This is a genomic window from Vreelandella hamiltonii, from assembly GCF_014651795.1.
Lineage (GTDB): Bacteria > Pseudomonadota > Gammaproteobacteria > Pseudomonadales > Halomonadaceae > Vreelandella > Vreelandella hamiltonii.
Genome location: NZ_BMXO01000001.1, coordinates 641,406 through 666,214, shown reverse-complemented (window position 1 = coordinate 666,214; position 24,809 = coordinate 641,406). Strand labels below are relative to the sequence as shown.

Sequence of the window (24,809 nt, the reverse complement as noted above, 5' to 3'; positions counted from 1 at the left end):
CTCTCATGACACACGCAGATCTCGTGATTATCAATGGCCAGGTCGTCAGCCATGAAGCCACCCAGCCTGCGGCGATTGCCATCCGCGATGGCAAAATCATTGCCGTGGGCGACGAGGCCAGCATGCCACCCGCCAAAGACGTATTGGACGCCAAGGGCTTGCACCTGTTGCCGGGGGCGATTGACGTCCATGTGCACTTTCGAGAGCCAGGCTACACCCACAAGGAAACCTGGGAGAGCGGCACGGCGGCAGCGGCCATGGGCGGTGTCACCACCGTCTTCGATATGCCCAATACCCACCCGCCCACGGCAACTCCCGATGCTTTCGAGGACAAGCTGGCGCTGGCGAAGCAGCAGGCCTATGTCGACTTCGGTATTTATGGGCTGATGGCCGAAGACAACGTCGATCAGCTGGAAGCCTTGGCCGAGAGCGGCGTGATTGGCTTCAAATGCTTCATGGGGAACACCTTCGGTAATCTTCCGTCGCCTTCCACCGGGGCGATGCTGGAAGCCTTCGAACGGGTGGCCCCCTATGGCCTGCGCACCTCCCTGCACGCCGAGACCGCCTCCATCATGGCGTGGCGTTACGAGCGCTTGCGCAAGGCGGGCCGCAATGACGCGCTGGCGCACGTGGCAGCGCGCCCGGATGTGGTGGCGGTGGAGGCCGTCTCACGCGCCGCCATTCTGGCCGAATGGACGGGAGCTCGTATTCACGTTCTGCACGTTTCCTCGGCCGCCGAGCTAAGGCCCATGCGTGAGGCAAAACAGCGTGGCGTCGATATCACCAGTGAAACCTGTCCCCACTATTTGATGATGGACACTCATGACTACGCGTCGCTGGGCAGTCTGATGCGCGTGAATCCGCCCATTCGCGAGGCCAAGGATAGCGAAGCACTCTGGGAAGCGTTGCGTGATGGCACGGTCGACATGATTGCCACGGACCATGCGCCCCATACGCCAGAAGAGCAGTACAAGGAGGTGATTTGGGAGGCAGATTGCGGCTTTCCAGGCGTCGAAACGCAAATGCCCTTGATGCTGACCGCTGTCAGCGAAGGGCGTATCACCCTGCAGGATTACGTGCGCATCAGTGCCGTTGCTCCCGCCAAGGCCTGGGGGCTGTACCCACGGAAAGGCGCACTCATGGTGGGGGCGGATGCCGATATTGCCATCGTCGATCTCGAGCGCCGTGACGTCATCGATCAGCAAGCGCTGCATTCCCATCGCGCGCGGGCCACGCCATTTCATGGCTGGGCCGTGACGGGAATGCCGGTGCATACCCTGGTGCGTGGGCGCTTTGTCATGCGAGACCGTGCCCTGCAAACCGCCGCCAAAGGCACCGGCATGTCCGTGAAGAGGGTGCAGCAAATGACCCTGCCAACGCTCGTAAACAGTGACAAGACGCTGGCCGCCGAAGTGGCCAAGGCGAACGTCCAACAAGGGGAGCTAGCATCATGTTAACCATGTCCGTAGGCAACCAGACGACCGTGACCGCAGAGCCGCAGAGTGAGGCTGGCAGGGAGGCCATCAAGCTGGAGGGAGCAGAGGTCATCTATGGTCGTGGCAAGAAGATGACCCAGGCACTTGCACCAACACACTTGAAGGTAGAGCAAGGGGAGTTCGTGGCCCTGGTGGGGCCATCCGGATGCGGCAAGTCGACCATCCTCAAGCTGGTCAGTGACTTGCTGGCGCCGTCATCGGGGCATGTGCATGTCGGAGGGCGCGAAGTCGGTGCCAAGCGGGTTGGCGTGGGCATGGCCTTTCAGAACCCGACCATGCTGCCTTGGCTGAGTGTGCGTGACAATGTCATGTTGCCCTTGAAAATCGTACCGCCGTTTCGCTCACGCTATCGTCAGGCGCGGAAAGGGGAGTTTCGCGATCGGGCCGAAGCATTGCTGGAAAAAGTCGGCCTGAAGGGGTTTGGCGACAAACAGCCTTGGCAACTCTCCGGTGGCATGCTGCAACGGGCGTCACTGTGTCGGGCCTTGATTCATGACCCGGAACTGCTGCTGCTGGATGAACCTTTCGGCGCGTTGGACCAGTTCACCCGTGAAGAGCTGTGGGGAATCCTGCAGAACCTGTGGCTGGAGAGCCAGCCCACGGTACTGCTGGTCACCCACGACCTGCGCGAGGCAGCTTACCTGGGAACGCGTATCTGCGTCATGAGCCCGCGCCCCGGCAAGATCATCGATGATCAGAAAGTCCACCTGCCCAGGCCGCGCACCATTCCCATGACCTACGAGCAGGACTTCGTCCAGCTCACGCAGCAACTGCGTGAGTTGATCACCCACACTCGGCCAGATGCCGCCTAGGAGAAGTCCCATGGAACTCGTCGATAAACTACGCCAGAAACTTGCGGCAGCGCTGTTGATTCTGGGCTTCTTCGTCGCCTGGGAAGTCATTTGCCTGGTGTTTGGCGTGCCGGAAATCGTGCTGCCACGGCCCAGTCAGGTCATGGAGACCCTGATTGCACGCTTTACGCAGTTGCTACCCCATGTCATGCAGACATTGAGCACGACGCTCACCGGTTTTGTCATGGGAGTGACGGCAGGCCTGGTGCTGGGGGCCATCGTTGGCTCTTCGAAGGTGGCCTACGATACGGCTTACCCCCTGCTGGTCGGCTTTTCATCGATTCCCAAGGTGGCGGTGGTGCCGATCTTCGTGCTCTGGTTTGGCAGTGGCACCGTACCCGCCGTGCTGACCTCTTTCATCATCTGTATTTTCCCCGTGGTAGTGAATGTGGCAACGGGGCTGGCGACCACGGAGCCCGAGCTGGAAGACGTGCTCAAATCCCTGGGGGCCAAGAAGCGCGAAATTCTCTGGAACGTGGGCATCCCACGCGCCATGCCCTACTTTTTTGCCTCTCTGAAAGTGGCGATCACGCTGGCCTTCGTCGGCACGGTATTGGCAGAAACCATTGCCTCGAACCGAGGTATTGGCAACGTCATGATGATTGCCACCTCCAGCTTCGATGTCCCCCTCGTGTTTTCGGGGCTCTTCCTGCTCGCCATGCTCGGCGTCACCCTGTACCTGGTGTTCTCTATGATCGAGCGCAAGGTAACGGGCTGGGCCATGCGTAAATCAGAGCTGCCTGCGGCTTGAACGTTTCAAGGAGATAACCATGAAAAGTGTTTCATACCTCAAACGCCTGTGGTGGGCATGCCTGTTGATGCCGATGACGGCGAACGCCGAGTTGACGCGAGTCAATTTCACGCTGGACTGGAGTTTTCAGGGGGTACACGCCTGGTACTTCCTGGCCAAGGAGCGCGGTTACTTCGAGGAAGAGGGACTGGATGTACGCATAGATCAGGGCGATGGCTCTGCGGCAACGGTCAGCCGCATCATGTCGGGCGCCTACGATGCTGGTTTTGGCGATATCAATGCGCTGATTCAAAACGCCGCCGAGCGACCCGAACAGACCCCGGTCATGGTCTACCAGATATACAATCAGCCGCCGTTTGCCCTGCTGACGAAAGCCGATGGCCCCATTCAGAGTATCGACGATATCGAAGGGGCCACGTTGGGCGCCCCTGCCGGTAGCGCTTCCACGCGCCTGTTTCCCGCTTTCGCCGAGGCCGCCGGGATCGACCTGGCGCAGGTCAGCATTACCAACGTCGCCCCCAACCTGCAGGAGCAGTTGCTCCATCGAGGTGATGTCGATGGGTCACTGGTCTTCAATGTGACCAGCTACATGAACCTGGTGTCGCAAGGGCATGATCCCGATAGCGACTATCGCTGGTTTCCCTACGGTGACTATGGCGTCGAGGTGTACTCGAATGGCGTGATGGTTTCTCGAACGATGATGCAGGAGCAGCCCGCGGCAGTGGCCGGGTTGGTTCGGGCGATCAACCGTGCCGTGCAGGACGTGATGCAGGACCCGGAGGCGGGCATCGCCGCACTGTTGAAGGAAGAAGGGTTTCTCGACCGGGAAGCGGAAACGCGCCGACTCCAGTTTGCTCTCGACAATGTCATCGTGTCTGACGAATCCAGAGCAATAGGCGTGGGAGCGCTCGATGAGGAACGGTTGGCGCGTTCGATAGACACCATCGTCGCGCTATACGAGTTGCCCACTACGCCGAACGTGGCCGATATCTATAGCGCGGCATTCTTGCCGCCCCTCGATGAGCGCACGCTTTGACGATGCCACCAAGCTCGCCAGAGCGTCGGCAACATCGTTGTACTGGAGAGGCCTTCATGAGCCACCACACCTTTGCTGCCGCACTGCGCGGCAGCGCTTTTCAACTGGAAGGGCCTTGCTCGCTGCAGGTGCGTGACGGGCGCATCGCGGAGGTCACGCGCACTGCACACACGACAGCCACCCGAGAAAAACGGCTGGTCATGCCGGCCTTGGCGAATGCCCATGATCATGGCCGCCCATTGTCCACCAGTTCGTTTGGTGCTGCGGGAAAACCGCTGGAAACCTGGCTGCTACGCCTGGCCGTGATGCCATCCGTGGACCCTTACGTGGCGGCCTGCGCGGCGTTTGGGCGTGCCGCCGAAGGCGGTTGTGCTGCCGTCATGATGCACTGCACGCGGCCTCAGGGGCTGGACTCGTTGGTCGATGAAGTCAGGAAAGTGGCCCAGGCTGCCCAGGACGTCGGTATCCGACTGACCTTTGCTGTAGGGATGCGTGACCGAAACCCTCTCGTGTACGGCGACCATGGCGCGCTGGCAGCGCAGCTGGCGCAGGAGGAGCAACACGTCATCCAGCGCTACTTCAGCCTGCCATCCATGACCCCGGCAGAGCAGGTCCGGCAAGTCGAGGCCATGGCAGCGTCGCTGGAGGGGTTGGCATTGAATCTGCAGTTCGGCCCGACCGGCGTGCAGTGGTGTTCCGATGAGCTGCTGCGTGAGATAGCCGATGCGTCGGCGCAGAGCGGGCGTCGTGTGCATATGCACCTGCTGGAAACACGCTATCAGCGAGAGTGGGCCGACCATCACTTTCCTCAAGGCATCGTTCAGTACCTCGCCGACATCGGGTTGCTGTCGCCACGCCTTACCCTGGCGCACTGTGTCTGGGCGCGGCCCGAAGAGCTTGAACAGATAGCGGCGGCGGGGGCCACCATTGCCGTCAACACGAGTTCCAACCTGCATCTGCGCTCGGGCATCGCTCCCGTCGGCAACATGTGGCAAACAGGTTGCAAGGTAGCCATGGGCATCGATGGCTGTGCGCTGGATGAAGATGACGATGCATTGAGAGAAGTACGCCTCAATGCATTGCTGCATGCACCGCCAGGTTTTTCCGATGACGCTACTCGCCAGCGAATGTTGACCGCTGCCACCAGCGTGGGGCGCATGTCGCTGGGCTGGGAGCACCCGGCCTTACTGGAGCAGGGCGATGTCGCCGACTGGATCACGCTGGATCTCGATCGCTTGAATGGAGATGACCTGATGAAGGTAGACAGTGTGGATTTGCTGTTTGCACGGGCTACCCGTAGCCACCTGGACAGCGTGGTGGTCAGCGGCAAGCAGATCGTCGAGCGCGGCAAACTCATGACGCTGGATCTTGAGCAGGTTCACGAGGAACTGCGTGATATGTATCGCCACGCCTTGCACCAGCGCGCTGACCTGCAGCGTGCCTGGCCCGCCATCGAACACCATGTAGCCGCTTACTACCGCGACCGCATGGGATGTTGTTAAGGAGTTAGTCGATGAATCATTTGAAACACTGGCTGGAGCAGCGCGCAGACGAGCAGGTGGCCATGCTTCGGCAACTGGTACAAGTGCCTTCGGACAACCCCCCAGGTGATGGTATAGCCCACGCCCAGTGTGCCACCGAATGTCTAGAAAAACTGGGCTTCGAGGTCGAGCAACACCCAGTGCCCAGCGCATTATGTCGGCAGCATGGATTGCAACGAGTCACCAACCTGGTGGTGCGACATCGTTTTGGACCTGGCCCCGTCGTCGCGCTCAATGCCCATGGTGACGTGGTGCCCGCGGGGGGTGGCTGGAGCAAGGACCCGTATGGCGGGGAAGTCGACCAGGGCTGGCTGTATGGACGGGGAGCCGCCGTTTCCAAAAGTGACTTCGTGACCTATGCCTACGCGCTGAAGGCGTTGATTGATACGCAAGCGCTGGAGACGGGCAGTGTCGAACTGCACTTTACCTACGACGAAGAGACCGGCGGTTTTACGGGGCCTGCCTGGCTGCTGTCCGAGGGTATTTCTCGACCGGATTATGCCGTGTGTGCCGCTTTTTCATATCAGGTGATCACTGCCCACAACGGTTGTCTGCACCTGGAGGTCGTGCTCGAAGGTCGCTCTGCTCATGCCGCTTGGCATCACACCGGTAGTGATGCCATTGAAGCGTCCCTGCCCGTGCTGAGCGCCCTCTATCGCTACCGTGAAACCCTGGCTGAAAAAGTCTCCGCTTACCCTGGGGTCAATGCTCCCTCGTTGGTGGTCGGCACCATCGAGGGAGGCATCAATACGAATGTGGTGCCCGACCGTGTGGTCATGACCATCGATAGGCGGATCATTCCTGAGGAATCGCCGGATGTCATCGAGCAAGAGTTGCGGTCAGTGATCGAAGCAGCGGTACCTGAGAGCGCCATACGCGTGAGCATCCAGCGACGCCTATTGGCCAAGCCGTTCACCTCGACACCTGATTCCGAAAAGGTCGCCAGCCTGTTTGCCAGTGAGGCACAAAAGGTGCTGGGAGTTCCCGTAGGTACCGGCGCCATGCCTTTGTACACCGATGCTCGCCACTACAGCGAAGCGGGCGTGCCGACCATCATGTATGGCGCAGGCCCCAAGGACCCGCTCGACGCCAATGGGCACCGTGCAGACGAACGTGTGCCGGTTCACCTGTTGACCGATGCCGCGCTGGTCGTCGCCAATAGCCTCAAGCGACTACTCGCCTGAGCAGCCGCTGACGCAACGAAAAAGGCCTTGTCGCGTAAGCGGCAAGGCCTTTTGCTGAAGAGAGCATTCGCGCCTTACGGCAGCTCTTCTTCCTCTTCATCGCTCTCTTTCTTGGTCGGGATCAGGTCTTCCCGAGAGAGCTTGAGCGGGATCAGCAGGGCGCCAGAGATATAGATGGAGGAGAAGGTACCCACACCCACGCCTACCAGCAGCGCGATGGCGAAGTTCTCGATCATGTCGCCGCCCAGCAGCAGCAAGGCCAGCAGCACCAGGATGGTGGTGCCCGACGTTGCCAGCGTACGCGAGAGCGTGGCATTGATCGCTTCGTTGATGATTTGCGGCATGTTGTCGATCCGCGACGTGCGAATGGACTCGCGGATACGGTCGTACACCACGATGGTATCGTTGAGGGAATAACCGATGACCGCGAGCAGTGCGGCCAGTACCGTCAGGTTGAAGTCGAGCTGGAACAGCGCGAAGACACCCACCACGATGATCACGTCGTGCATCAGCGCCAGCAGAGCGCCGATGGCGAACTTGTACTGAAAGCGCAAGGCCACGTAGACCATCACGACGCCGAGGGCCACCAGCATGCCCATGCCGCTCTGGTCGCGCAGTTGCTCACCTACCTGAGCACCCACGAACTCCGCGCGCACCAGATTGACGTCAGCGCCATCGGCACGCAGCAGCCCGACGATTTCGCTGCCGATGTCGGGGTCAAAGGCCTGCTGAAGGCGAATCAGAATTTCGGTAGAAGCACCGAAGGTTTGTACGGACACATCCTGAAAGCCACTGTTTTCCAGCAGTTGGCGGATGGCATCCAGCGACGGTGCAGCACCGTAACGTACTTCGACCAGGGTGCCGCCCGTGAAGTCCAGCCCCAGGTTGAGCTGCTGAAAAACGATGGCACCGATAGAGACGATCAGCATCACCGCCGAGACGATGAACGCAAGGTTGCGTTGTCCCATGAAGTCGATGCGTAGCTGCGATAGGGGTTTCATTACCACCTCTTCAATTCTGTGCGGAGCGCGTATGTCTGCTTCACGAGATCAGATCCAGAGCTTCTTGACGGGCTTGCTGCCATAGGTGAGGTTGACCATGGCTCGTGTGACCATCAAGGCCGTGAACATGGAGGTCAAGATACCGATGGAGAGCGTTACCGCGAAGCCTTTTACCGGGCCAGTGCCAATCGAGAACAGGATGATGGCGACCAGCAGGGTGGTGATGTTGGCATCCACGATCGAGGTGAAGGCACGCTCGTAACCCGCATGAATGGCTTGTTGAATCGACAGACCGTTGCGCAACTCTTCGCGTATACGTTCGAAGATCAGTACGTTGGCATCTACCGCCATACCCAGGGTCAGCACGATACCGGCAATGCCCGGCAGGGTGAGGGTGGCCCCCAGCATCGACATCACTGCAATCAGCAGGGTCAGGTTGAGCGCCAGCGCCACGTTGGCGAAGATGCCGAACACCTTGTAGCGGATCAGCATGAACATCACCACCAGCAGCAGGCCAATCTGAACCGAGAGCAGGCCGCGTTCGATGTTCTCCTGACCCAGGCTTGGGCCGATGGTACGTTCCTGTACGAAGTAGATGGGCGCTGCCAGAGAGCCTGAGCGCAGCAGCAGGGCCAGTTCGGCGGCTTCGGTGGGCGAGTCGAGCCCGGTAATGCGGAAGCTGTTGCCCAGTGCGCTCTGAATGGTCGCCAGGCTGATCAAGCCGCGCTCCGTGTAGGGCTCGCGAATGATGGTCTGCTCGCCAGTCTCCGGGTCGGTCTCGACGCGGTCTTCGCTCTTGTGCTCGATGAACAGCACCGCCATGTTGCGCCCGATGTTGGTGCGCGTGGCGCGGTTCATCAATGTACCGCCGGTGCCATCCAGGTTGATGTTGACCTGTGGGCGGCCATTTTCATCGAAGCTGTGGCTAGCGCTGGAAACGCTGTCACCGGTAATGATCACGTCCCGCATCAGGTCTGCAGAACGGCCGCTGTCGTTACGGAAGTCGAAGCGCTCGGTTTCCATGTCGGGCGTGTCGTTACGCGCTTCCAGGCGGAACTCCAGGTTGGCCGTGGCGCCGACGATGCGCTTGGCTGCCACCGTGTCCTGAATGCCGGGCAGCTCGACCACGATCTGGCTGGGGCCCTGGCGCTGTACCATTGGCTCGGCCACGCCCAGCTCGTCGACACGGTTACGCAGGGTGGTCAGGTTCTGGTTGACCGCATAGTCCTGAATCTCGCTGACCGTTGCGTCGCTGAGTGACATGACCAGACGGGAGGCTCGGCCATCGCCCTGGTTGCTGTAATCGAAGTTGGGGAAGTCGCGGCTGATCAATCGGCGAGCAGCGTCGCGATCTTCGCTGCTGGCAAAATCGATGGACAGCGAACGCTCGGCGATCTCCGTATTGCGGTAACGGATGCGCTCGCCACGCAGCAGTTCACGGATGGCGCTGGCATTGACTTCCAGGCGCTGGGTCAGGGCTGCTTCCATGTCGACTTCCAGCAGGAAGTGAACGCCGCCGCGCAGGTCCAGACCCAGCGTCATGGGTGTGGCGGAGAAGGCCTGCAGCCAACCAGGCGTGGCTTCCGCCAGGTTCAAGGCAACGGTGGCGCCGCTACCCAGCACGTCAGTCGCGATATCCCGCGCATTCAGCTGGTCATCGTTGCTTTGCAAGCGAATCAACCACTGCCCGTCGACCTCTTCCACGGCCTTGATGGCAATGTCGTTGTCGGTCAGCGCTTGTTCGACGCGATTGATTTGCCGCTCATCGAGCATGTTGCCTTGGGCATCGCTCACCTGAATGGCGGGATCGGCGGGAAATAGATTGGGAAGCGAATAGATAAGGCCAACCACCAGGACGACCAGTATCAGCAGATACTTCCACAGGGGGTAACGGTTGAGCATGCAAGCCCTGCCTTCAATTACAAACGGAATCGCTGTGCACAGACAAGCTGTGCACAGCAACGTTCACCATCGACGCTACCATGTCACCCCTGCCGGGGTGGCTGGCACGGAGTCGGCAGGGGGAGGTGCGAGCGTTAGATGGACTTAATGGTGCCCTTGGGCAGTACGGCAGCCACGGCATTCTTCTGCACGTTGACTTCGGTACCTTCCGATACTTCCAGGGTCAGGAACTCATCGCTGACTTTGGTCACGCGGCCTACCAGGCCACCACCGATGACCACTTCATCACCCTTGGCCAGGCTGGAGACCAGCTGACGGTGCTGCTTGGCACGTTTTGCCTGGGGGCGCCACAGCAGGAAGTAGAAAATCAGCACAAAGCCGACGAGCATGACGATTTGCGCAATACCACCGCCAGCGGCGGCTTCCTGGGCATGGGCTGGTGAGATGAAGAAATCCAGCATTGCAGAGAACTCCTGAGTTAGAACAATGGGTGAACCGGTTGACGCCACTCAGTATGGCCGGTGGCGGTTAGTTATCAGGTTTCAGGTCCCGCGAGGGGAGGCACCGGCAAGCCGCGCCGTGCATAGAAGCCTTCCACAAAGGTCGTCAATGTACCCGCTTCGATTGCCGCGCGCAAATCAGCCATGACGCGCTGGTAGTAGCGCAAGTTATGGATGGTGTTGAGCATCGAGCCGAGCATTTCGTTGCAGCGGTCCAGGTGGTGCAGGTAGCCACGGGAAAAATTCTGGCAGGTGTAGCAGTCGCACTCTTCGTCCAGCGGACGCGTGTCGAAGCGGTGCTTGGCATTGCGGATCTTGACGATGCCGTCCGAGGTGAACAGGTGCCCGTTACGCGCATTGCGGGTCGGCATGACGCAGTCGAACATGTCCACGCCGCGGCGCACGCCCTCGACCAGATCCTCGGGTTTGCCGACCCCCATCAGGTAACGCGGGGTGTCGTCGGGCATCCAGGTGGGCAGGTAGTCGAGGACCTTGATCATCTCTTCCTTGGGCTCACCCACCGACAGGCCGCCGATGGCCAGGCCGTCGAAGCCTATGTCCAGCAGCCCCTTGAGCGAGCGTTCGCGCAATTCAGGGTACATGCCGCCCTGAATGATGCCGAACAGCGCCGAAGGCGAGTCACCGTGAGCCGTGCGTGAGCGCTTGGCCCAGCGCAGCGACAGCTCCATCGACTTCTCGGCCTCTTCGAAAGTGGCCGGGTAGGGGGTGCACTCATCGAAGATCATCACCACGTCAGAGCCCAGCGAGCGCTGCACGGCCATGGACTCTTCCGGCCCCATGAACACTTTGCTGCCGTCCACCGGCGAGCGGAAATGCACGCCTTGCTCGGTGATTTTGCGCATCTCGCCCAGCGAGAAGACCTGAAAGCCGCCTGAGTCGGTGAGGATCGGCTTGTCCCACTGGGCGAAGTCGTGCAAGTCGCCGTGGGCTTCGATGACATCGGTGCCCGGGCGCAGCCAGAGGTGGAACGTGTTGCCCAGGATGATTTCCGCGCCGATCTCTTTCACCGACTCGGGCGTCATGCCCTTGATGGTGCCGTAGGTACCCACCGGCATGAAGGCTGGCGTTTCTACCGTGCCCCGTGGGAAGTGAAGGCGGCCTCGGCGCGCACGGCCGTCTTCCGCAAGGCGCTCAAAGCGCATAAAGCATTCGTTTCGCATCACAATCGCTCGTTGATCTATCGGGTGGCACAGCGCTAGCGGGTGAGCAGCATGGCATCGCCATAGCTGAAAAAGGCGTAGCGCTCTTCTACCGCCGTGCGGTAGGCGTGCATGATGTGGTCATAGCCTGCAAAGGACGACACCAGCATCAGCAGCGTCGACTCGGGCAGGTGAAAGTTGGTGATCAGTGCATCGACACAGCGCCACTGGTAGCCAGGGTAGATAAAGATATCGGTATCGCCGCTGAACGGGGCGATCTCGCAGTCGCTGCTTTTCATGCAGGCACTCTCCAGGCAGCGCACGCTGGTGGTACCTACCGCCACCACGCGCTTGCCGGCCGCCTGGGTATCACGCACCTGCTGGCAGGTGGCTTCGGTGACCTCGATCCACTCGCTGTGCATGTGGTGTTCGAGGATATTGTCGACGCGCACGGGCTGAAAGGTGCCTGCGCCCACATGCAGGGTCACGAAGGCACTTTGAATGCCTTTTTCGGCCAGTGCATCCAGCAGCGGCTGATCGAAGTGCAGCCCCGCCGTAGGAGCGGCCACGGCCCCGTCGCGGCGCGCATACACGGTCTGATAGCGTTCGCGGTCGCTCAGCTCGTCTTCCCGAGTGATGTAGGGCGGCAGCGGCATATGGCCGTGCTGCTCCAGCAGAGCAATCATCGGCGTGTCGCCCAGAAAGCGCAGCTCGAACAGCGCATCGCGGCGGCCTTCCACCACGGCATGAATGTCGCCTTCGAAGATCAGCTCGGTGCCCGGCTTGGGCGACTTGCTGGAACGCAGGTGGGCAAGCCCACGGTGGCTGTCCAGCGGGCGCTCCAGCAGCATCTCGACTTTTCCGCCACTGGCCTTGTGGCCGTGCAGGCGTGCCGGTATCACTCGGGTGTCGTTGAATACCAGCAGGTCGCCTGGCTCCAGCAGCTCCAGCAGATCGGGAAAGCGACGATGCGCCAGCGCACCGCTCTGGCCATCCACACATAGCAAGCGGCAATCGCTGCGCTGCTCGGACGGATAGCGGGCAATCAGCTCATCGGGTAGCTCGAAATGGAAATCTGCTCGCTGCATGGGGAAGTGCTCTTTCGGTGGTCAAACAAGCCGCCTAGGATAGCGCTTTAGGCGCATAAAGTCAGTTGATGTGATTGACCTTGCAGGTTAACTCCGTATAATGCGCCTCCTATGCCGGTGTGGCGGAATTGGTAGACGCAGCGGATTCAAAATCCGCCGCCTTTACGGGTGTGCCAGTTCGAGTCTGGCCACCGGCACCAAACATGAAGGGCCTGACGTTCAATGTCAGGCCCTTTTTTGTTCTGTCCAAAGTGTCCTTTTGTGCCTCGGTATTCTGCCCGAGAGCGCCCATGTGTTTTCTAATGCTCTTAAACAGGGCATTACCCCCTCTTTTTTCAGGTTTCTTTCCTACTTCTTTATGAAATACTTGACCCCATTTGAATGGCGCCTTTCCGTGAGGCTGCCGGGGCGATGTTCGCCTAACTAACTAGAAAAAGCATTCGCCATGGGCGCTTGCGAACCTTCAGTGGAGATGTGCTCAATGGCGATGTCATCAGCCGATATTCTCAAGTCGACGCAGCCTGGCGTTATCAACGGTCATTTGCTCAATGGCGTCAGGGTCAGCAGCGTAGAGGCTCAGGGTGCTTGGCAAGCACTTGCCGACACCCGTAGCGACGTATCGCGCATTGAGATACCGGCGGACCCCCATGAGCGCGTGGCCTTCGTGCGCCGCTGGATGGAAAAGAACCAGAAGACCCTCAAGCAAGGCGGTATGGCCGCTACATTGGTGCTGCCCTTGCTCGCCCAGCAGGCCTTGGCCGACAAGATGGTGCCAGTGAATGACCTGCAAGGCGTGTCAGAAGTCATTCGCCAGCCCAACGGCAGCCTCACACTGATGATGAACAGCGGCCAGCGTATCGATCTGGCGGCGGCGGACGTGGCGCTGGCCAACGGGCGTGTCGTGGTCGATGTGGACGCTCTCATGCAACAGCTCGGTAATGACAGCGGTCTTCTTGTGCCGCTCAGTCAGCTACCGGATGTGCAAACCTGGGAGCTGTTGCCGGACGGAAACGTTCTGGTGACGATGGCCGATGGTTCGCAGCTCGTGGTGCCACGTTGGGCGGTGGTCGAGCAGGGTGACCTGCTGCTGATCAGCCCCAGCGATGCTCTGCAACAAGGTCTGGCTGACGGTGAAGATTTTGGCAACTTGCTGTTCGTACCCAGCGCCTCGTTTACGTCGGCACCGTCGAGCACGGCTGCCGTGGCGGGGACCACTGGCTCGAACAGTGCGCCGGTCAGCTCGTTTGCCGATATCCCGCCATGGCTTTATATCGGTGGTGGTGCCATTGCGGTAGGTGCGGCTGCAGGTGGTGGGGGCGGTGGTGGCGGTGGCAATGGAAGCGGCGATAGTGGCAGTGGTGGCGGTACTACACCATCTCCAGTGCCTCCCGTGACCATCAGCGGCTATGTGATCGATGGGTATATTTCCGGGGCGACCGTCACTCGTGAGTTCGATGCCAACAGTGTCACCACAGACGGTAACGGTTTCTTCTCTGGTTTGCAGGGCAGCGGAATCTTGACCGCCACCGGTGGTGTCGATATCTCGACGGGATTGCCCTTCACGGGGGTTCTGCGGGCCCCGGATGGCTCAACGGTCATTACTCCCCTCACCACCATGATGGTGCAGCTGAGTCAGCAGTTCGGCCTCAATAATGCCGATGCACAAGCAGCCATCAAGACCGCCTTGAATCTCGATGCACGCATCGACCTGATGACCACCGACCCACTCAGCGTGTCCTCTCCAAACGTGGAGTTGCTGATTGCCGGTGTCAAAGTCGCAAGCCTTTTGGCCATGGCGGCTACGGCAGGCATCAGCTCTGCCGACGCCTTGTCGCGGCTGGGCGTGGCATTCAATCAGGCAGGAGAAGAAGGGCGTGCGCTGACCAATCAGGAAATGGCCGACGCGCTGGGGTTGCCAGCCATTGCAGGCCAGGTGAAGCAAGCACTGGATGCCATCGATGCCGCGGGTGAAAACCTGGATATAGATGCCTACCGCGATGGCTCGCGCAACCCGCTGCGAGATGCCCAACGGGAAGCTCAAGACCCTGACAGCAACCTCTCGGATACCATCGAAGCCAGGGCGGATGTTCCCTACTTGACGCTTCAGCAAGCATTGACGCTGGCGCAGAATGGCGAACTACCTGCCCAGTACCTCATCAATCCCAACGAGCCTGTGGCGGCAGGCAATCTTGGGCTCACGGCAGCGGCCGAGCGTCTGGCGCTCGTGCAGCGCATTCTGGCAGGCGACTACGATGTCGAGACGGCGCCTATCGCCCTGACCGATATTTACACGTGGTCGATCCGCGCCAGTGCCGGAGACGTGCTGGTCAGTGGTGGCCTGGAACGTCCGGAAGTCGTCGGCGCCGAGCGCGTCACGCTCACCAACAGCACCATCCGGCCAGACCAGTATCGCGCTCTGGAAACGCTGGACAACTTTGAGCTGGGCAACGTCGTCGTGCGTTATACCCTGGAGCAGGCGCTGGATGAGCTGGCCGATGATCTGATCATGCCAGCCAACTACACCATCAATCCCGATACGCCCTATCCGGTCAGGAATCTGACGCTTCGTGAAGCGGCGGAGCTGCTGGACCATACCCGCGAGCTGCTCGACCGTGCTCAGAACGCCGAATCCGACAACCTGACACGCGAAGAGCTGTTTACTTGGCACATCGTCGATAGCGTTGCCAATATTCTGGCTGCGTCCAGTGCCAGCCCCCAAGTGAGCGAAGCGCTCAGTATCCGAGTGACGGCAGCACAAATCACGCCCGAGCAGTTCGTGCGCCTCAATAGCCTGGACAACTTCGTTCTCGAGCCCACTGAAGTGCGCTACACCCTGGCTCAGGCGCTGGAAGCCGAGCCGCTGGCCAGCAACTACATCATTACCCTGAATGCGCCTTTGCCCGAGCAGACACTCACGGTCGCGGGTGCACAAACGCTGTATCGCAGCATCGAAACCATCCTCGATGGCGCCAACAATTCGCCGGTATTGACCACGCTGTTCATCTGGAATGTCAGCGACAGTGCCAGCCGCATCATCAACGCGCTGGACGCCGTGCATGTCACGGAAGCGCGGCGTGTGTCGGTCACCGACGAAACGATTCAGGCCGCGCAGTACGAGCAGTTGACCAGCCTTGGCAACTTCGACCTGGGCAATACCGTAGTGCTCTACACCCTGCAGCAGGCGGTCACGGCGCTCGAAGCGGACGTCGCGCTGGCTGACAACTACGAAATTCTCGCCAACCCTCGCTATAACGTCACCAATCTGAGCGTGGAGCAAGCAGCCAGCCGATTGGCCATCGTCGAGTCGCTGATCGGCGAAGAACTCGTCCCACAGCGTTACACCTGGACCATCCGCGATAGCGTCGACGCCATTCTGGCCGCTGCGGGCGAGAAGCACCTGACCAGCGCCAATACCGTCACCATCGATGCCAACATCATCACGCTGGCCAACTACGATGCCTTGGCGGCGCTCCAAGGGGTCAGTTTCAGCAACCTCGATACCATCACGGTGGAGTACACCCTTCAGCAGGCCATCGATGCCGGGAGCGAGCTACGCCCCAACTATGCCATCAATACCGACCCCGCCAGCCGCCTGGAGCGCAGCTACAACTCCATCGGTGATGCTGAGCAAGATTACAATCAGTACCTGAGCATCGTGCAAGGCGCACAGAACAACCCTAACCTACGAGATGCTTTCCGTTGGGACATCACCGACTCTGCGCCCAACATCATCGGAGCACGCACCGAGGCCTATTTGCTTCAGGCTCAGGAAGTACGCGTCAGCGACGACAACATTTCTCAGCAGCAGTACCAGGATTTGCGGGCGCTCAACAACTTTGTGCTGGGCGACACGATCGTGGACTACCAGACGTTGGCCGACGCGGTGGGCGCGCGTGCAGACAACGTATTGGCACCTGCCGATAGCTACCGCATCATCAATGATACCGACTATGTCATTCAGCAGCCGCTGACGGTCGCCAACGCCTTGACGCAGCTGAATATCGTCAAGGGCGTGCTGGCAGGCGCCACCAACCGCAGCGAAGCAGATTTCGCAGAGCTATACATCTGGAACATCAGTGATACCCCTGCGCGTATCCTCAACGCGGCAACACAGGACCACATCACCGGCGCCAACACTATCTTTGCCGATGCCAATGGGCGTATCACGTTTGCGGAGTACACGGCGCTGGTAGAAGCGCTGGGGATAGATGGCTTCACTTATAACCTGGTGCTGTACACGCTCCAGCAGGCCATCGATGAAGATAATGGCGACCGACTGGTAGACGACTACAGCATTGCGGCGACCCCCGTGGTGACCATTGCCGACCCGCTCACTGCCGAGGCTGCGGAGGCCCTGTATAGCCAGGTCTCTGCCCTGTTAGAGGGGGCCATTGCCAAACCCGCCATTACCAGTGCGCTGGTGTACAGCATCACTGACAGTGCTGCCAGCCTGCTGGAGACGCTAGGTGAAGGCGACGCCTTCCCGAGCTACGTACGTCAAGCGCAGAATGTGCGTATCAATGACGAGACCACCATCAGCTTCGCTGATTACGAGGCACTGGCCACCCTCGCCAATTTCAGAATCCAGACCTACACGCTACAAGAAGCGGTAGGAATTTTCCTGGATGATGACAGCGAACTGGCAGCCAACTACATCATCAATACGACCACGGCATACCAAGCGCAAAATCTCTCGGTGGCCGATGCCTTAACGTATAAAGAGGCCGTAGATACTATTCTTGGTGGCGATGATGCGGCTGCAAGGAATGCCCGTATCAATGATGAGGCATTAGGGGATTTGTATAGCTGGACGATACGGGATAGTGCAGAAAATATCTTAACGCAGCAGGCTGAAGATCCCTCAATATTGCAGGATGCAGTGAGTATTCGCCTGACGGATGAATCGATCATCTATGCTGATCAGTATTTGGCTGGGCTCAATGAACTCATGACGCCTGCTGATTTGGCAGACGTAAGGGTTGATTTCTTCTATGGTAATTCGACTCGTCTAAGTTTTATTCAGGGCCAAGGTTTTGCAGCTAACTTCGGCATTGTGGTGGGAGATGATAGTCCTCTCACGTACTTTGGTGACGACGATCGTGGTGAAACGGCTGTCGTGGCTGAAGCTGAATATCTGCGTATCGCTGAAATTTTCAATAACGCAGCCTTGGTGCCGGAAGGCGGCATTCCTGCGCTAGTTCAGTGGCGCATCAATGACTCTGTCAATAATATCGACCCTAATGCTCAATCAGTCTTGCTGGCAGATCAGATACATCTGACAGAGACAGACTTGACCGCTGCCCAGTTTCTGAAGTTTGTCAGTGTGGAAGACGGGAGTGTGACGTTGCTGACGTCACTCCAAACGGCTGATATTGAGACCGTTACCTTCACGCCAGAAGAAGCCTATGCGAACAGAGAGGCTTTCCTGGAGTTGGCGGTTGGCGTCGCGAATTTCGATATCGTCGGGGCGCAGTGGGTCTTTAGCGAGCCTTTTTCAGTCGAGGAGGCCAATATCCTCAATACGACTCTGAATTCGCTGATTGCAGCAGCCAATGTCTCACCGACTAGGGAAGAAGCCTACAGTTGGCGTGTGCTGGATTCAGTCGCGAATTTGGTCGTAAACGAAAATGGTGAATTTACCGTTATCAACGATGATGGGGTGCGTAATGCCGCTGAAGTGCGTGTGAGCGACAGCGAAATTTCCATATCACAATTTGAAGCGCTGCTTGCGCTTGATAGCTTTATTCAAGGGGACGTGGTGGTTGGCTATACCCTTGGTGAAGCGCTGGAGCGCCTGCCTGCCGCCTTTGGCCTAGCTGATAACTACACCCTCATTGATGAGGAGCCCTTTAATATTGGCGAGTTGAACGCTTTCGATGCCAAGCGGATTTATCAGTTAGTAGAGCGTCTTATTGAAGGCGCAGAAAACCGTGATGCAGTGACGGTCGATAGCTTGATGTCTTGGGTAATTAAGGACTCAATAGCAGCATATCGGGAGGTGGGTATCGAGTCAGATAATGCTTTCCTGCTTGAGGCTGATCGCGTAGTAGTTGCTTCTGGTGACACGGTGACTGCTGAGGATCGACAGCGTGCTGAAGAAGCTTCTGACGACTCAGGTGCCAATTTCGTTGCTGAAGTGGGTTCTCCAGCCCCCCCTTACAGCCTCACTTACACCCTGAGTGGCAGCGAAACCTTGGGCGACCCCATCATCGACTTCAGCGTGGGTGAAGGAGGCGACGTTTTCTTCATCGACCTGACGGCTGATGAGTTTGATGCGCTGCGTGGTGATGGCACGGGCTTTGACATTTATGACGGTGCCACAACGCTGGGGGTGAATACCGCCTTTGCAGTATTTACCACCGAAAGCTTTACAAATCTCGAGTGGCTCAATGGCTTGGGCCTTGAGGATAACGACGTCGTTTACCTCTTGGCCAACGAAAATGCCACCGGCAACAATGCGCAGCTCTTCAAGGTCGAAGATGTAGGCGATGAGTTCAGCACACAGATACTCGCCAACTTCGAAAATCTGGACCTCAACGGCTTCCTCGAAGAGAACTGGAATACCAACTACAACATCACTTGATGCATGCGAAAACCCCTGCAGTGGCAAGATAGGCCTGGCAGGGGCGGGCTTGTGTTGGTGTGCAGCGTAAATCATGCCACTATCAGCGCGTGGCCAGGCAATTGGCTGGCCACGCATGTCATCACTTCATCAACCTAATGTCGCGGGAGACAACCCCATGGGCGTGACCTATCACGAAAGCAATGCGCGTATGAGCCAAGTGGCTGTTCATAACGGAACCGTCTACCTCGCGGGCCAGGTGCCAGCCGATGCCACGGTGGGCATGCGTGGCCAAACCGAGCAGGTGCTGGCGCGTATCGATGAGCTGCTGGCGCAGGCGGGCACTTCCAAAGAGCACCTGATCTCTGCGCAGGTATGGGTCACCGACATGGCCGAGTTCGCAGAAATGAACGAAGCGTGGGAAGCCTGGGTGGTACCGGGTCGTCCGCCGGTGCGCGCTGCGCTGGAAGCCAAGCTGGCCAAGCCCGAGTGGAAAGTGGAAATCATGGTCATCGCGGCACTGCCCGACGCCTGATCGGTTGCTTCAAGGCTGTCACGAGGGGGCGTTAACCGAGCGTTAACGCCCCCTCGATTTTTATTTCGTGATCGTTTTATAGTGAAGCTTCCTTCTTACACTTCCCGAACGGTACGGTCATGGTCCAGTTCGAGCTGCATAGCCGCAATCTGGCGCAAGAGCAGGTGGCGCACACCCACGATTTTCACCAGTTGATACTGGCCACGTGTGGCGTGACGGAACTGTCCATGGAAGGCCAGGGGGAGCGGGTGACCGCTCGCCGGGGCTGCTTGATCCCTTCGTCACGCCATCACGAGTATCAGGGCGATGGCAGCAACCGAACCCTGGTGCTGGATATCCCCGTGCAGCACCTGGCCACGCTGGAAAAGGGCAGTGAGATCGAGCGGCTATTCGATAAACCGCGCTTCTTTACCGTTCCCCCCGCCTTGAACCAGCTCACCCACGCGTTGGCCCATCAGTTGGAACAGTGCCCGGCCCTGCAAAACGAAATTGCCGCGCTGTTACTACGGGCGCTCTACATGTACCTGCAGGATGCACCGCTCCAGACGGCAGCCCAGATGGGCGCGCGCTGCATCAGTGAGCGGCTGGACCTGGAGCGCCTGGATGCCTGGCTCGATCAGCACCTGGCCGATGACATTCGTGTCGAGCAGATGGCCGCCCTATGCGCCTTGAGTCCCGGCCACTTTCATAGCTGCTTTCGTGAGCTCACCGGGGTGACGCCGCTGGCCTATGTGCAGCGCAGGCGGCTGGAGCACGCGCGCACCCTGGTGCGCCATAGCGCCATGAGCCTTGGCCATATCGCCATGTTGGTGGGTTTTCGCGACCAGGGCAGCTTTTCCCGTGCCTACCGTCGTTACTTCGACATTTCCCCTTCGTCGGATCGCTAGCGTCTGAAACCTCGGCCTACCTGACTTGCGGGCAAACTTGCCAGAGTCTCGGGCAAGCAACCGCTGCTGCATCGTCGTAGTCTCAAGAGAAGTTCGATGACGCTGGAGAGCGCTGATGCTACCACCCTCGTTTTATCCCCATGCCCACACGCACGCGGTGGCCTTTGCTACCCATCGGGTCATTGTGCAAGGCCTCGTCTATCACCTGCAGGGGGAGTGGGCATGAAGGTCATTTCTGCCAAGGAAGTCGAGCAGTTTCTAGCCTGGCCAGGCCTGATCGAGCGCCTGCACCATACCTTCGTGAACGGGGTGGAGTCGCCACCGCGCCACCATCACGCCATGCATCGGCCGGATGGCGAAGCCACCATGCTGCTGATGCCCGCCTGGGAAGCGGCAGGCTATATCGGGGTGAAGATGGTCAACGTGTTTCCGCAAAATGCCGAACACGGCCTGCCGGCTATTTCCGGCCTTTACCTGCTCAGCGAAGGCCAACACGGCCAGCCGCTGGCGTGCATCGATGGCAGCGAACTGACCCGCCGCCGCACCGCCGCCGCCTCTGCGCTGGCGGCTCAGGTGCTGGCCAGGGAAGACGCCGAAACGCTGCTGGTGGTGGGTACCGGCAAGCTGGCCCCCATGGTGATCGAAGCCCACGCAAGCGTCAGGCCCATCAAGCGCGTGCTGGTCTGGGGGCGTAACCCCCACAAGGCAGCCGCCATTGCCGAAGAGTATGCAGACCGCTTCGATACCCAGGTCGTCGACACCTTGGCCACCGCCGTGGCAGAGGCCGACATCGTCAGCTGCGTGACGCTCTCCACCCAGCCCATCATCCGGGGCGAGTGGCTGACGCCAGGCACGCACCTGGACCTGATTGGTGCCTTTCGTCCGCAAATGCGCGAAACCGATGCCGAGTGCCTGCGCCGTGCCCAGGTGTTCGTGGATACCTACGCGGGGGCACAAGGCGAAGCGGGCGACATCCTGCAGGCCATCGAGGAAGGCGCCTTCCAGTTCGAGGAGATCCAGGCGGAGCTGGCCGACGTCTTACGCGGTGAGAAGCCCGGGCGCACCAGCCCGCAGGCCATCACGCTGTTCAAGTCGGTGGGCGCCTCTCTGGAAGATTTAGCCGCGGCGATCGAGCTCTGGGAGTCGTTACCCGCTACGCTGAAGTAGCGCTTGCTAGCTCCAACGGCCAAAGGACGGTGACCATGAAGTGTTTTTATCATCCTGATCAGGCGCTGCATGCGCCGCCCACTTTCCTGCTGCGTGGCCAGCCGGCGCCTTCCCCGGAAGGGCCGGTGCGGGCCGAGCTGCTCACTCAGGGGTTGGCAAAGGTGGGCTTGGCGCTGGTGGCCCCGGACGCGCCGGACTCGCCCCAGCTGCGCCAGCGGCTGGCGCAGATTCATACGCCGCGCTACCTGACCTTTCTGGAAACGATCCATGCCCGCTGGCAGGCGTTGCCCAACGCCGCCGCGCTGGTGGCGCCCAACATTCACCCCTGCGGCGGCGGCCATCACTACCCCCGCCACCCCATAGGCCAGGCGGGCTGGCACCTGCACGACATGGCTTGCCCGCTCAGCGCCACCAGTTTCCAAGGCGCATTGGCCTCGGCTGCTGCGGCCGAAGCGGCGGCAGAAGCGGTACTGGGAGGGGAGACGGTGACCTATGCGCTGTGCCGCCCACCCGGCCACCATGCCGGGCCCGAGCGGGCAGGCGGCTTTTGCCTGTTGAACAACTCGGCGCTGGCCGCGACCGTGCTGCGCGAACGCTTTGCCAGAGTGGCGATCATCGATGTGGATTTGCACCACGGCAACGGCACCCAGGACATTTTCTACGCCAGAGACGATGTATGGACCGGTTCGCTGCACGCCGACCCCAGCGACTTCTACCCCTTTTTCTGGGGCGGGGCTGACGAAGAAGGCAGCGATGACGGCGTGGGCGCCAACGTGAACCTCCCCCTGCCGGTGGGCAGCGACGGTGAGGTCTATCTGGACGCGCTGGCGATTTTGATCGATCACTTGCAGCGTTTCGAACCGGATGCGGTGGTGGTCGCTCTGGGGCTGGATGCCCATAAGGCAGACCCGCTGGCCGGTTTGAACGTGGAAACCGAAGCGTTTATCGAGGTAGGCAAACGCCTGGCCGCGCTGTCGCTCCCTATGGTGATCGTGCAGGAAGGCGGCTACCCCACCGAATATCTCAGCGCCAACCTGGCGGCCTTCATGAAGGGGTTTAACGCATGAGCGGTACCGGCTTCTACTGGCACGAACGCTGCTTCTGGCACGACCAGGGGGCCATCGGCGTGTTCTCGGCGCCGGGTGAGTTCTTGCAGCCCCAGGCCGCCTCGGAAAGCCCCGAAAGCAAGCGGCGGCTGAAAAACATTCTGGAAGTCAGCGGGCTGATCGACGAGCTTTACGTGGTCAAGCCGCCCGCCGCCACGCTGGAAGACCTGCTGCGCTTTCACACGCCGCGCTACCTGGAAGAACTTCAGGCAGGCGATGCGGCAAGGGGCGGTAACGGCGGCGACTGCGCGCCCTACATGCCAGGCAGCTGGGCCGCTGCGACCCACTCGGCGGGCTTGGCCATCGCCGCCGTAGACGCCGTCGCCCGGGGCGAAGTACGCAACGCCTACGCCCTGTGCCGCCCGCCGGGCCATCATGCCGAAGCCGACCAGGGCCGTGGGTTCTGCCTGTTAGGCAATATTCCCGTGGCGGTGATGCGTGCCCAGGCGCTGGGCCAGGCCAGTCGCGTGGCGATTCTCGACTGGGACGTACATCACGGTAACGGCCAGCAGGCTGCGTTCTATCGCGACCCGAACACCTTCACCATCTCAATACATCAGGCAGCCAACTACCCACTGGAGAGCGGCGCTTTCGAAGAGCAGGGGGAGGGCGCTGGAACCGGGACGAACCTCAACCTGCCGCTGCCCCCTGGATGTGGCCTGGGGGCCTATGCGTATGCCATGGAAAGGCTGGTACTGCCTGCGTTGGAAGCCTTTCAGCCCGATCTCATCATCGTTGCCTGTGGCTACGACGCCTGTGCCAAGGACCCGCTGGGCAAGATGCTGCTCAACAGTCAGGCCTTCGCCACCATGACGGCGCAAGTAAAGGCCGCGGCGGAGCGCTGCTGCGCTGGCAAGCTGGTGATCGTGCACGAAGGCGGCTACTCCGAAGGCTACGTGCCGCTCTGCGGCCATGCGGTGGTCCAGACGCTGGCGGGCAGCACGACCGCCGTGTTCGACCCGCAAAACGACGAAATCGCCGCCTGGGGTTATCAGGCGCTGCAGCCGCACCAGCAGGCATTGATCGATACCTGGCAACGACAGTGGGAGCAAACCACCCGATGACACCTCTTCATGATCGAGACGGCTGGATCTGGCAGGACGGCCAGTGGCTTGCCTGGCGAGATGCCAGGGTTCATGTGTTCACCCATACGCTACATTACGGGATGGGCTGCTTCGAGGGCGTGCGGGCCTACGCCGGTGCGCAAGGCCCGTGCCTGTTCCGGGTGGAGGAGCACACCCGCAGGCTCGTGGAAAGCGCCCACGCGCTGGATATTCCGCTGCCGTTTCGCGAAGCCGAGCTGATCGATGCTCAGTGCAAAAGCATCACCAAAAACGGCTTGCAGGATGCCTACCTGAAGCCCACCGTGTTTCTGGGTTCAGAAGACCTGGGGCTGCGCGCCCAAGGGCTGACCACCCATGTGATGATCGCCGCCTGGGATTTGGGGCCGTACCTTTCACCGCAGGCCGCGACCCATGGATTGCGTGCCTTGACCTCTTCCTGGGCGCGCCACCATGTCAACATCAGCCTGTGCCGAGCCAAGACCAGCGGCCACTACGTGAATTCGATGCTGGCGCTCAACACGGCGGTCAAGGCCGGGTTCGATGAGACCATCATGCTCGACCCCGAAGGGTACGTGGCCGAGGCCTCGGCGGCGAATGTCTTCCTGCTGCGCGATGGCGTGCTGCACACTCCGGAAGTCACCTCTTGCCTGCAGGGCATCACCCGAGACAGCGTCATACAGCTGGCCCGCGACGTGCTGGGCATCGAAGTGAAAGAGCGGCGTATCACCCGCGATGAGCTGTACACCGCCGACGAAGCCTTCCTGACCGGCACCGCTGCCGAAATCCTGCCGCTCAGGGAGCTGGATGGACGACGCATTGGCCATCGTGCCGAAGCGCCGCCGCCCAGCGAGCCGATACCTGCCCACAGCGTCACGGCGCAGCTGCAGCAGCTCTATCGCCAGGTGGTACGCGGCGAGCTGGAGGCCTACCAGCACTGGCTGACCCCGGCATGAGAGGGGAGTGGCGCCGGGGCCTGCG

Annotated in this window: 18 protein-coding genes and 1 tRNA gene; 14 read left to right on the top strand and 5 right to left on the bottom strand. The window is 60.2% G+C overall.

The features are described from left to right. The first annotated feature begins 5 nt into the window (after window positions 1-5). From allB to IE061_RS03155, 6 genes are read left to right on the top strand one after another with little or no spacing between them, the layout of a single operon-like run. On the top strand, window positions 6-1,457 hold the full coding sequence (gene allB / locus IE061_RS03180; RefSeq protein ID WP_193460957.1) for an allantoinase AllB: 1,452 nt from the start codon (window positions 6-8) through the stop codon (window positions 1,455-1,457). After that, window positions 1,451-2,308 carry an ABC transporter ATP-binding protein gene (locus tag IE061_RS03175; RefSeq protein WP_081195264.1) on the top strand — a complete coding sequence of 286 codons (858 nt, stop codon included), beginning with the start codon at window positions 1,451-1,453 and terminating at the stop codon, window positions 2,306-2,308. The genes allB and IE061_RS03175 overlap by 7 nt, the downstream gene beginning before the upstream one ends. 10 nt (window positions 2,309-2,318) lie before the next feature. Then, a complete protein-coding gene (locus tag IE061_RS03170) occupies window positions 2,319-3,098 on the top strand; it encodes an ABC transporter permease (RefSeq protein WP_193460956.1) in 780 nt (259 codons plus the stop codon). Between the two features lie 19 nt (window positions 3,099-3,117). Next, on the top strand, window positions 3,118-4,134 hold the full coding sequence (locus tag IE061_RS03165; RefSeq protein WP_039180283.1) for an ABC transporter substrate-binding protein: 1,017 nt from the start codon (window positions 3,118-3,120) through the stop codon (window positions 4,132-4,134). A 56-nt stretch (window positions 4,135-4,190) separates the two neighbouring features. Beyond that, a complete protein-coding gene (locus IE061_RS03160; protein WP_193460955.1) occupies window positions 4,191-5,636 on the top strand; it encodes an amidohydrolase family protein in 1,446 nt (481 codons plus the stop codon). Window positions 5,637-5,647: 11 nt separating this feature from the next. After that, window positions 5,648-6,859, top strand: coding sequence for a M20/M25/M40 family metallo-hydrolase (locus IE061_RS03155; RefSeq protein ID WP_193460954.1), 1,212 nt, complete (start codon window positions 5,648-5,650; stop codon window positions 6,857-6,859). 74 nt (window positions 6,860-6,933) lie between these two features. Here IE061_RS03155 and secF read toward each other — a convergent pair whose 3' ends face one another. From secF to queA, 5 genes are all read right to left on the bottom strand, one after another. Further along, a complete protein-coding gene (gene secF, locus IE061_RS03150; RefSeq protein WP_193460953.1) occupies window positions 6,934-7,860 on the bottom strand; it encodes a protein translocase subunit SecF in 927 nt (308 codons plus the stop codon). A 48-nt stretch (window positions 7,861-7,908) separates the two neighbouring features. Then, window positions 7,909-9,762, bottom strand: a complete 1,854-nt coding sequence (secD, locus tag IE061_RS03145; RefSeq protein WP_193460952.1) for a protein translocase subunit SecD — start codon at window positions 9,760-9,762, stop codon at window positions 7,909-7,911. 134 nt (window positions 9,763-9,896) lie between these two features. Next, a complete protein-coding gene (gene yajC, locus IE061_RS03140) occupies window positions 9,897-10,223 on the bottom strand; it encodes a preprotein translocase subunit YajC (RefSeq protein ID WP_016914910.1) in 327 nt (108 codons plus the stop codon). 74 nt (window positions 10,224-10,297) lie between these two features. Next, entirely contained in the window at window positions 10,298-11,425 is a 1,128-nt protein-coding gene (gene tgt, locus IE061_RS03135) for a tRNA guanosine(34) transglycosylase Tgt (protein ID WP_193460951.1), read from the bottom strand. Between the two features lie 53 nt (window positions 11,426-11,478). Then, the gene (queA, locus tag IE061_RS03130) at window positions 11,479-12,510 is read right to left on the bottom strand and encodes a tRNA preQ1(34) S-adenosylmethionine ribosyltransferase-isomerase QueA (protein WP_193460950.1); all 1,032 of its coding nucleotides are present in this window, start codon (window positions 12,508-12,510) and stop codon (window positions 11,479-11,481) included. Between the two features lie 113 nt (window positions 12,511-12,623). On the opposite strand from queA, the gene IE061_RS03125 reads away from it, so the two are divergent. The 8 genes from IE061_RS03125 to IE061_RS03090 all read left to right on the top strand — a co-directional run bounded on the left by IE061_RS03125 (window position 12,624) and on the right by IE061_RS03090 (window position 24,784). Next, window positions 12,624-12,710 (top strand) — tRNA-Leu (locus IE061_RS03125). Window positions 12,711-12,991: 281 nt separating this feature from the next. Further along, window positions 12,992-19,093, top strand: a complete 6,102-nt coding sequence (locus IE061_RS03120) for a calcium-binding protein (protein ID WP_193460949.1) — start codon at window positions 12,992-12,994, stop codon at window positions 19,091-19,093. 157 nt (window positions 19,094-19,250) lie between these two features. Next, window positions 19,251-19,607, top strand: coding sequence for a RidA family protein (locus IE061_RS03115; RefSeq protein WP_039180261.1), 357 nt, complete (start codon window positions 19,251-19,253; stop codon window positions 19,605-19,607). Window positions 19,608-19,726: 119 nt separating this feature from the next. Continuing rightward, window positions 19,727-20,494 (top strand): helix-turn-helix transcriptional regulator, encoded by a 768-nt coding sequence (locus tag IE061_RS03110; RefSeq protein WP_193460948.1) that lies wholly within the window; start codon window positions 19,727-19,729, stop codon window positions 20,492-20,494. A 222-nt stretch (window positions 20,495-20,716) separates the two neighbouring features. After that, window positions 20,717-21,661 (top strand): bifunctional Delta(1)-pyrroline-2-carboxylate/Delta(1)-piperideine-2-carboxylate reductase, encoded by a 945-nt coding sequence (gene lhpI, locus IE061_RS03105; RefSeq protein ID WP_096922240.1) that lies wholly within the window; start codon window positions 20,717-20,719, stop codon window positions 21,659-21,661. Between the two features lie 35 nt (window positions 21,662-21,696). Beyond that, window positions 21,697-22,728, top strand: coding sequence for a histone deacetylase family protein (locus IE061_RS03100; RefSeq protein ID WP_193460947.1), 1,032 nt, complete (start codon window positions 21,697-21,699; stop codon window positions 22,726-22,728). After that, on the top strand, window positions 22,725-23,831 hold the full coding sequence (locus IE061_RS03095) for a class II histone deacetylase (RefSeq protein WP_193460946.1): 1,107 nt from the start codon (window positions 22,725-22,727) through the stop codon (window positions 23,829-23,831). Before IE061_RS03100 ends, IE061_RS03095 begins: the two co-directional genes overlap by 4 nt. Beyond that, the gene (locus tag IE061_RS03090; protein ID WP_193460945.1) at window positions 23,828-24,784 is read left to right on the top strand and encodes a branched-chain amino acid transaminase; all 957 of its coding nucleotides are present in this window, start codon (window positions 23,828-23,830) and stop codon (window positions 24,782-24,784) included. The genes IE061_RS03095 and IE061_RS03090 overlap by 4 nt, the downstream gene beginning before the upstream one ends. Window positions 24,785-24,809 lie beyond the last annotated feature (25 nt).

Bases quoted from the DNA above. Each gene is read 5' to 3' on its own strand.
- IE061_RS03120 (WP_193460949.1), top strand. From the start codon at position 12,992: ATGGCGATGTCATCAGCCGATATTCTCAAGTCGACGCAGCCTGGCGTT.
- lhpI (WP_096922240.1), top strand. From the start codon at position 20,717: ATGAAGGTCATTTCTGCCAAGGAAGTCGAGCAGTTTCTAGCCTGGCCA.
- IE061_RS03110 (WP_193460948.1), top strand. From the start codon at position 19,727: ATGGTCCAGTTCGAGCTGCATAGCCGCAATCTGGCGCAAGAGCAGGTG.
- IE061_RS03170 (WP_193460956.1), top strand. From the start codon at position 2,319: ATGGAACTCGTCGATAAACTACGCCAGAAACTTGCGGCAGCGCTGTTG.
- IE061_RS03165 (WP_039180283.1), top strand. From the start codon at position 3,118: ATGAAAAGTGTTTCATACCTCAAACGCCTGTGGTGGGCATGCCTGTTG.
- IE061_RS03095 (WP_193460946.1), top strand. From the start codon at position 22,725: ATGAGCGGTACCGGCTTCTACTGGCACGAACGCTGCTTCTGGCACGAC.
- IE061_RS03175 (WP_081195264.1), top strand. From the start codon at position 1,451: ATGTTAACCATGTCCGTAGGCAACCAGACGACCGTGACCGCAGAGCCG.
- IE061_RS03160 (WP_193460955.1), top strand. From the start codon at position 4,191: ATGAGCCACCACACCTTTGCTGCCGCACTGCGCGGCAGCGCTTTTCAA.
- IE061_RS03100 (WP_193460947.1), top strand. From the start codon at position 21,697: ATGAAGTGTTTTTATCATCCTGATCAGGCGCTGCATGCGCCGCCCACT.
- IE061_RS03155 (WP_193460954.1), top strand. From the start codon at position 5,648: ATGAATCATTTGAAACACTGGCTGGAGCAGCGCGCAGACGAGCAGGTG.
- allB (WP_193460957.1), top strand. From the start codon at position 6: ATGACACACGCAGATCTCGTGATTATCAATGGCCAGGTCGTCAGCCAT.
- tgt (WP_193460951.1), bottom strand. From the start codon at position 11,425: ATGCGCTTTGAGCGCCTTGCGGAAGACGGCCGTGCGCGCCGAGGCCGC.
- secF (WP_193460953.1), bottom strand. From the start codon at position 7,860: ATGAAACCCCTATCGCAGCTACGCATCGACTTCATGGGACAACGCAAC.
- queA (WP_193460950.1), bottom strand. From the start codon at position 12,510: ATGCAGCGAGCAGATTTCCATTTCGAGCTACCCGATGAGCTGATTGCC.
- secD (WP_193460952.1), bottom strand. From the start codon at position 9,762: ATGCTCAACCGTTACCCCCTGTGGAAGTATCTGCTGATACTGGTCGTC.
- IE061_RS03090 (WP_193460945.1), top strand. From the start codon at position 23,828: ATGACACCTCTTCATGATCGAGACGGCTGGATCTGGCAGGACGGCCAG.
- IE061_RS03115 (WP_039180261.1), top strand. From the start codon at position 19,251: ATGGGCGTGACCTATCACGAAAGCAATGCGCGTATGAGCCAAGTGGCT.
- yajC (WP_016914910.1), bottom strand. From the start codon at position 10,223: ATGCTGGATTTCTTCATCTCACCAGCCCATGCCCAGGAAGCCGCCGCT.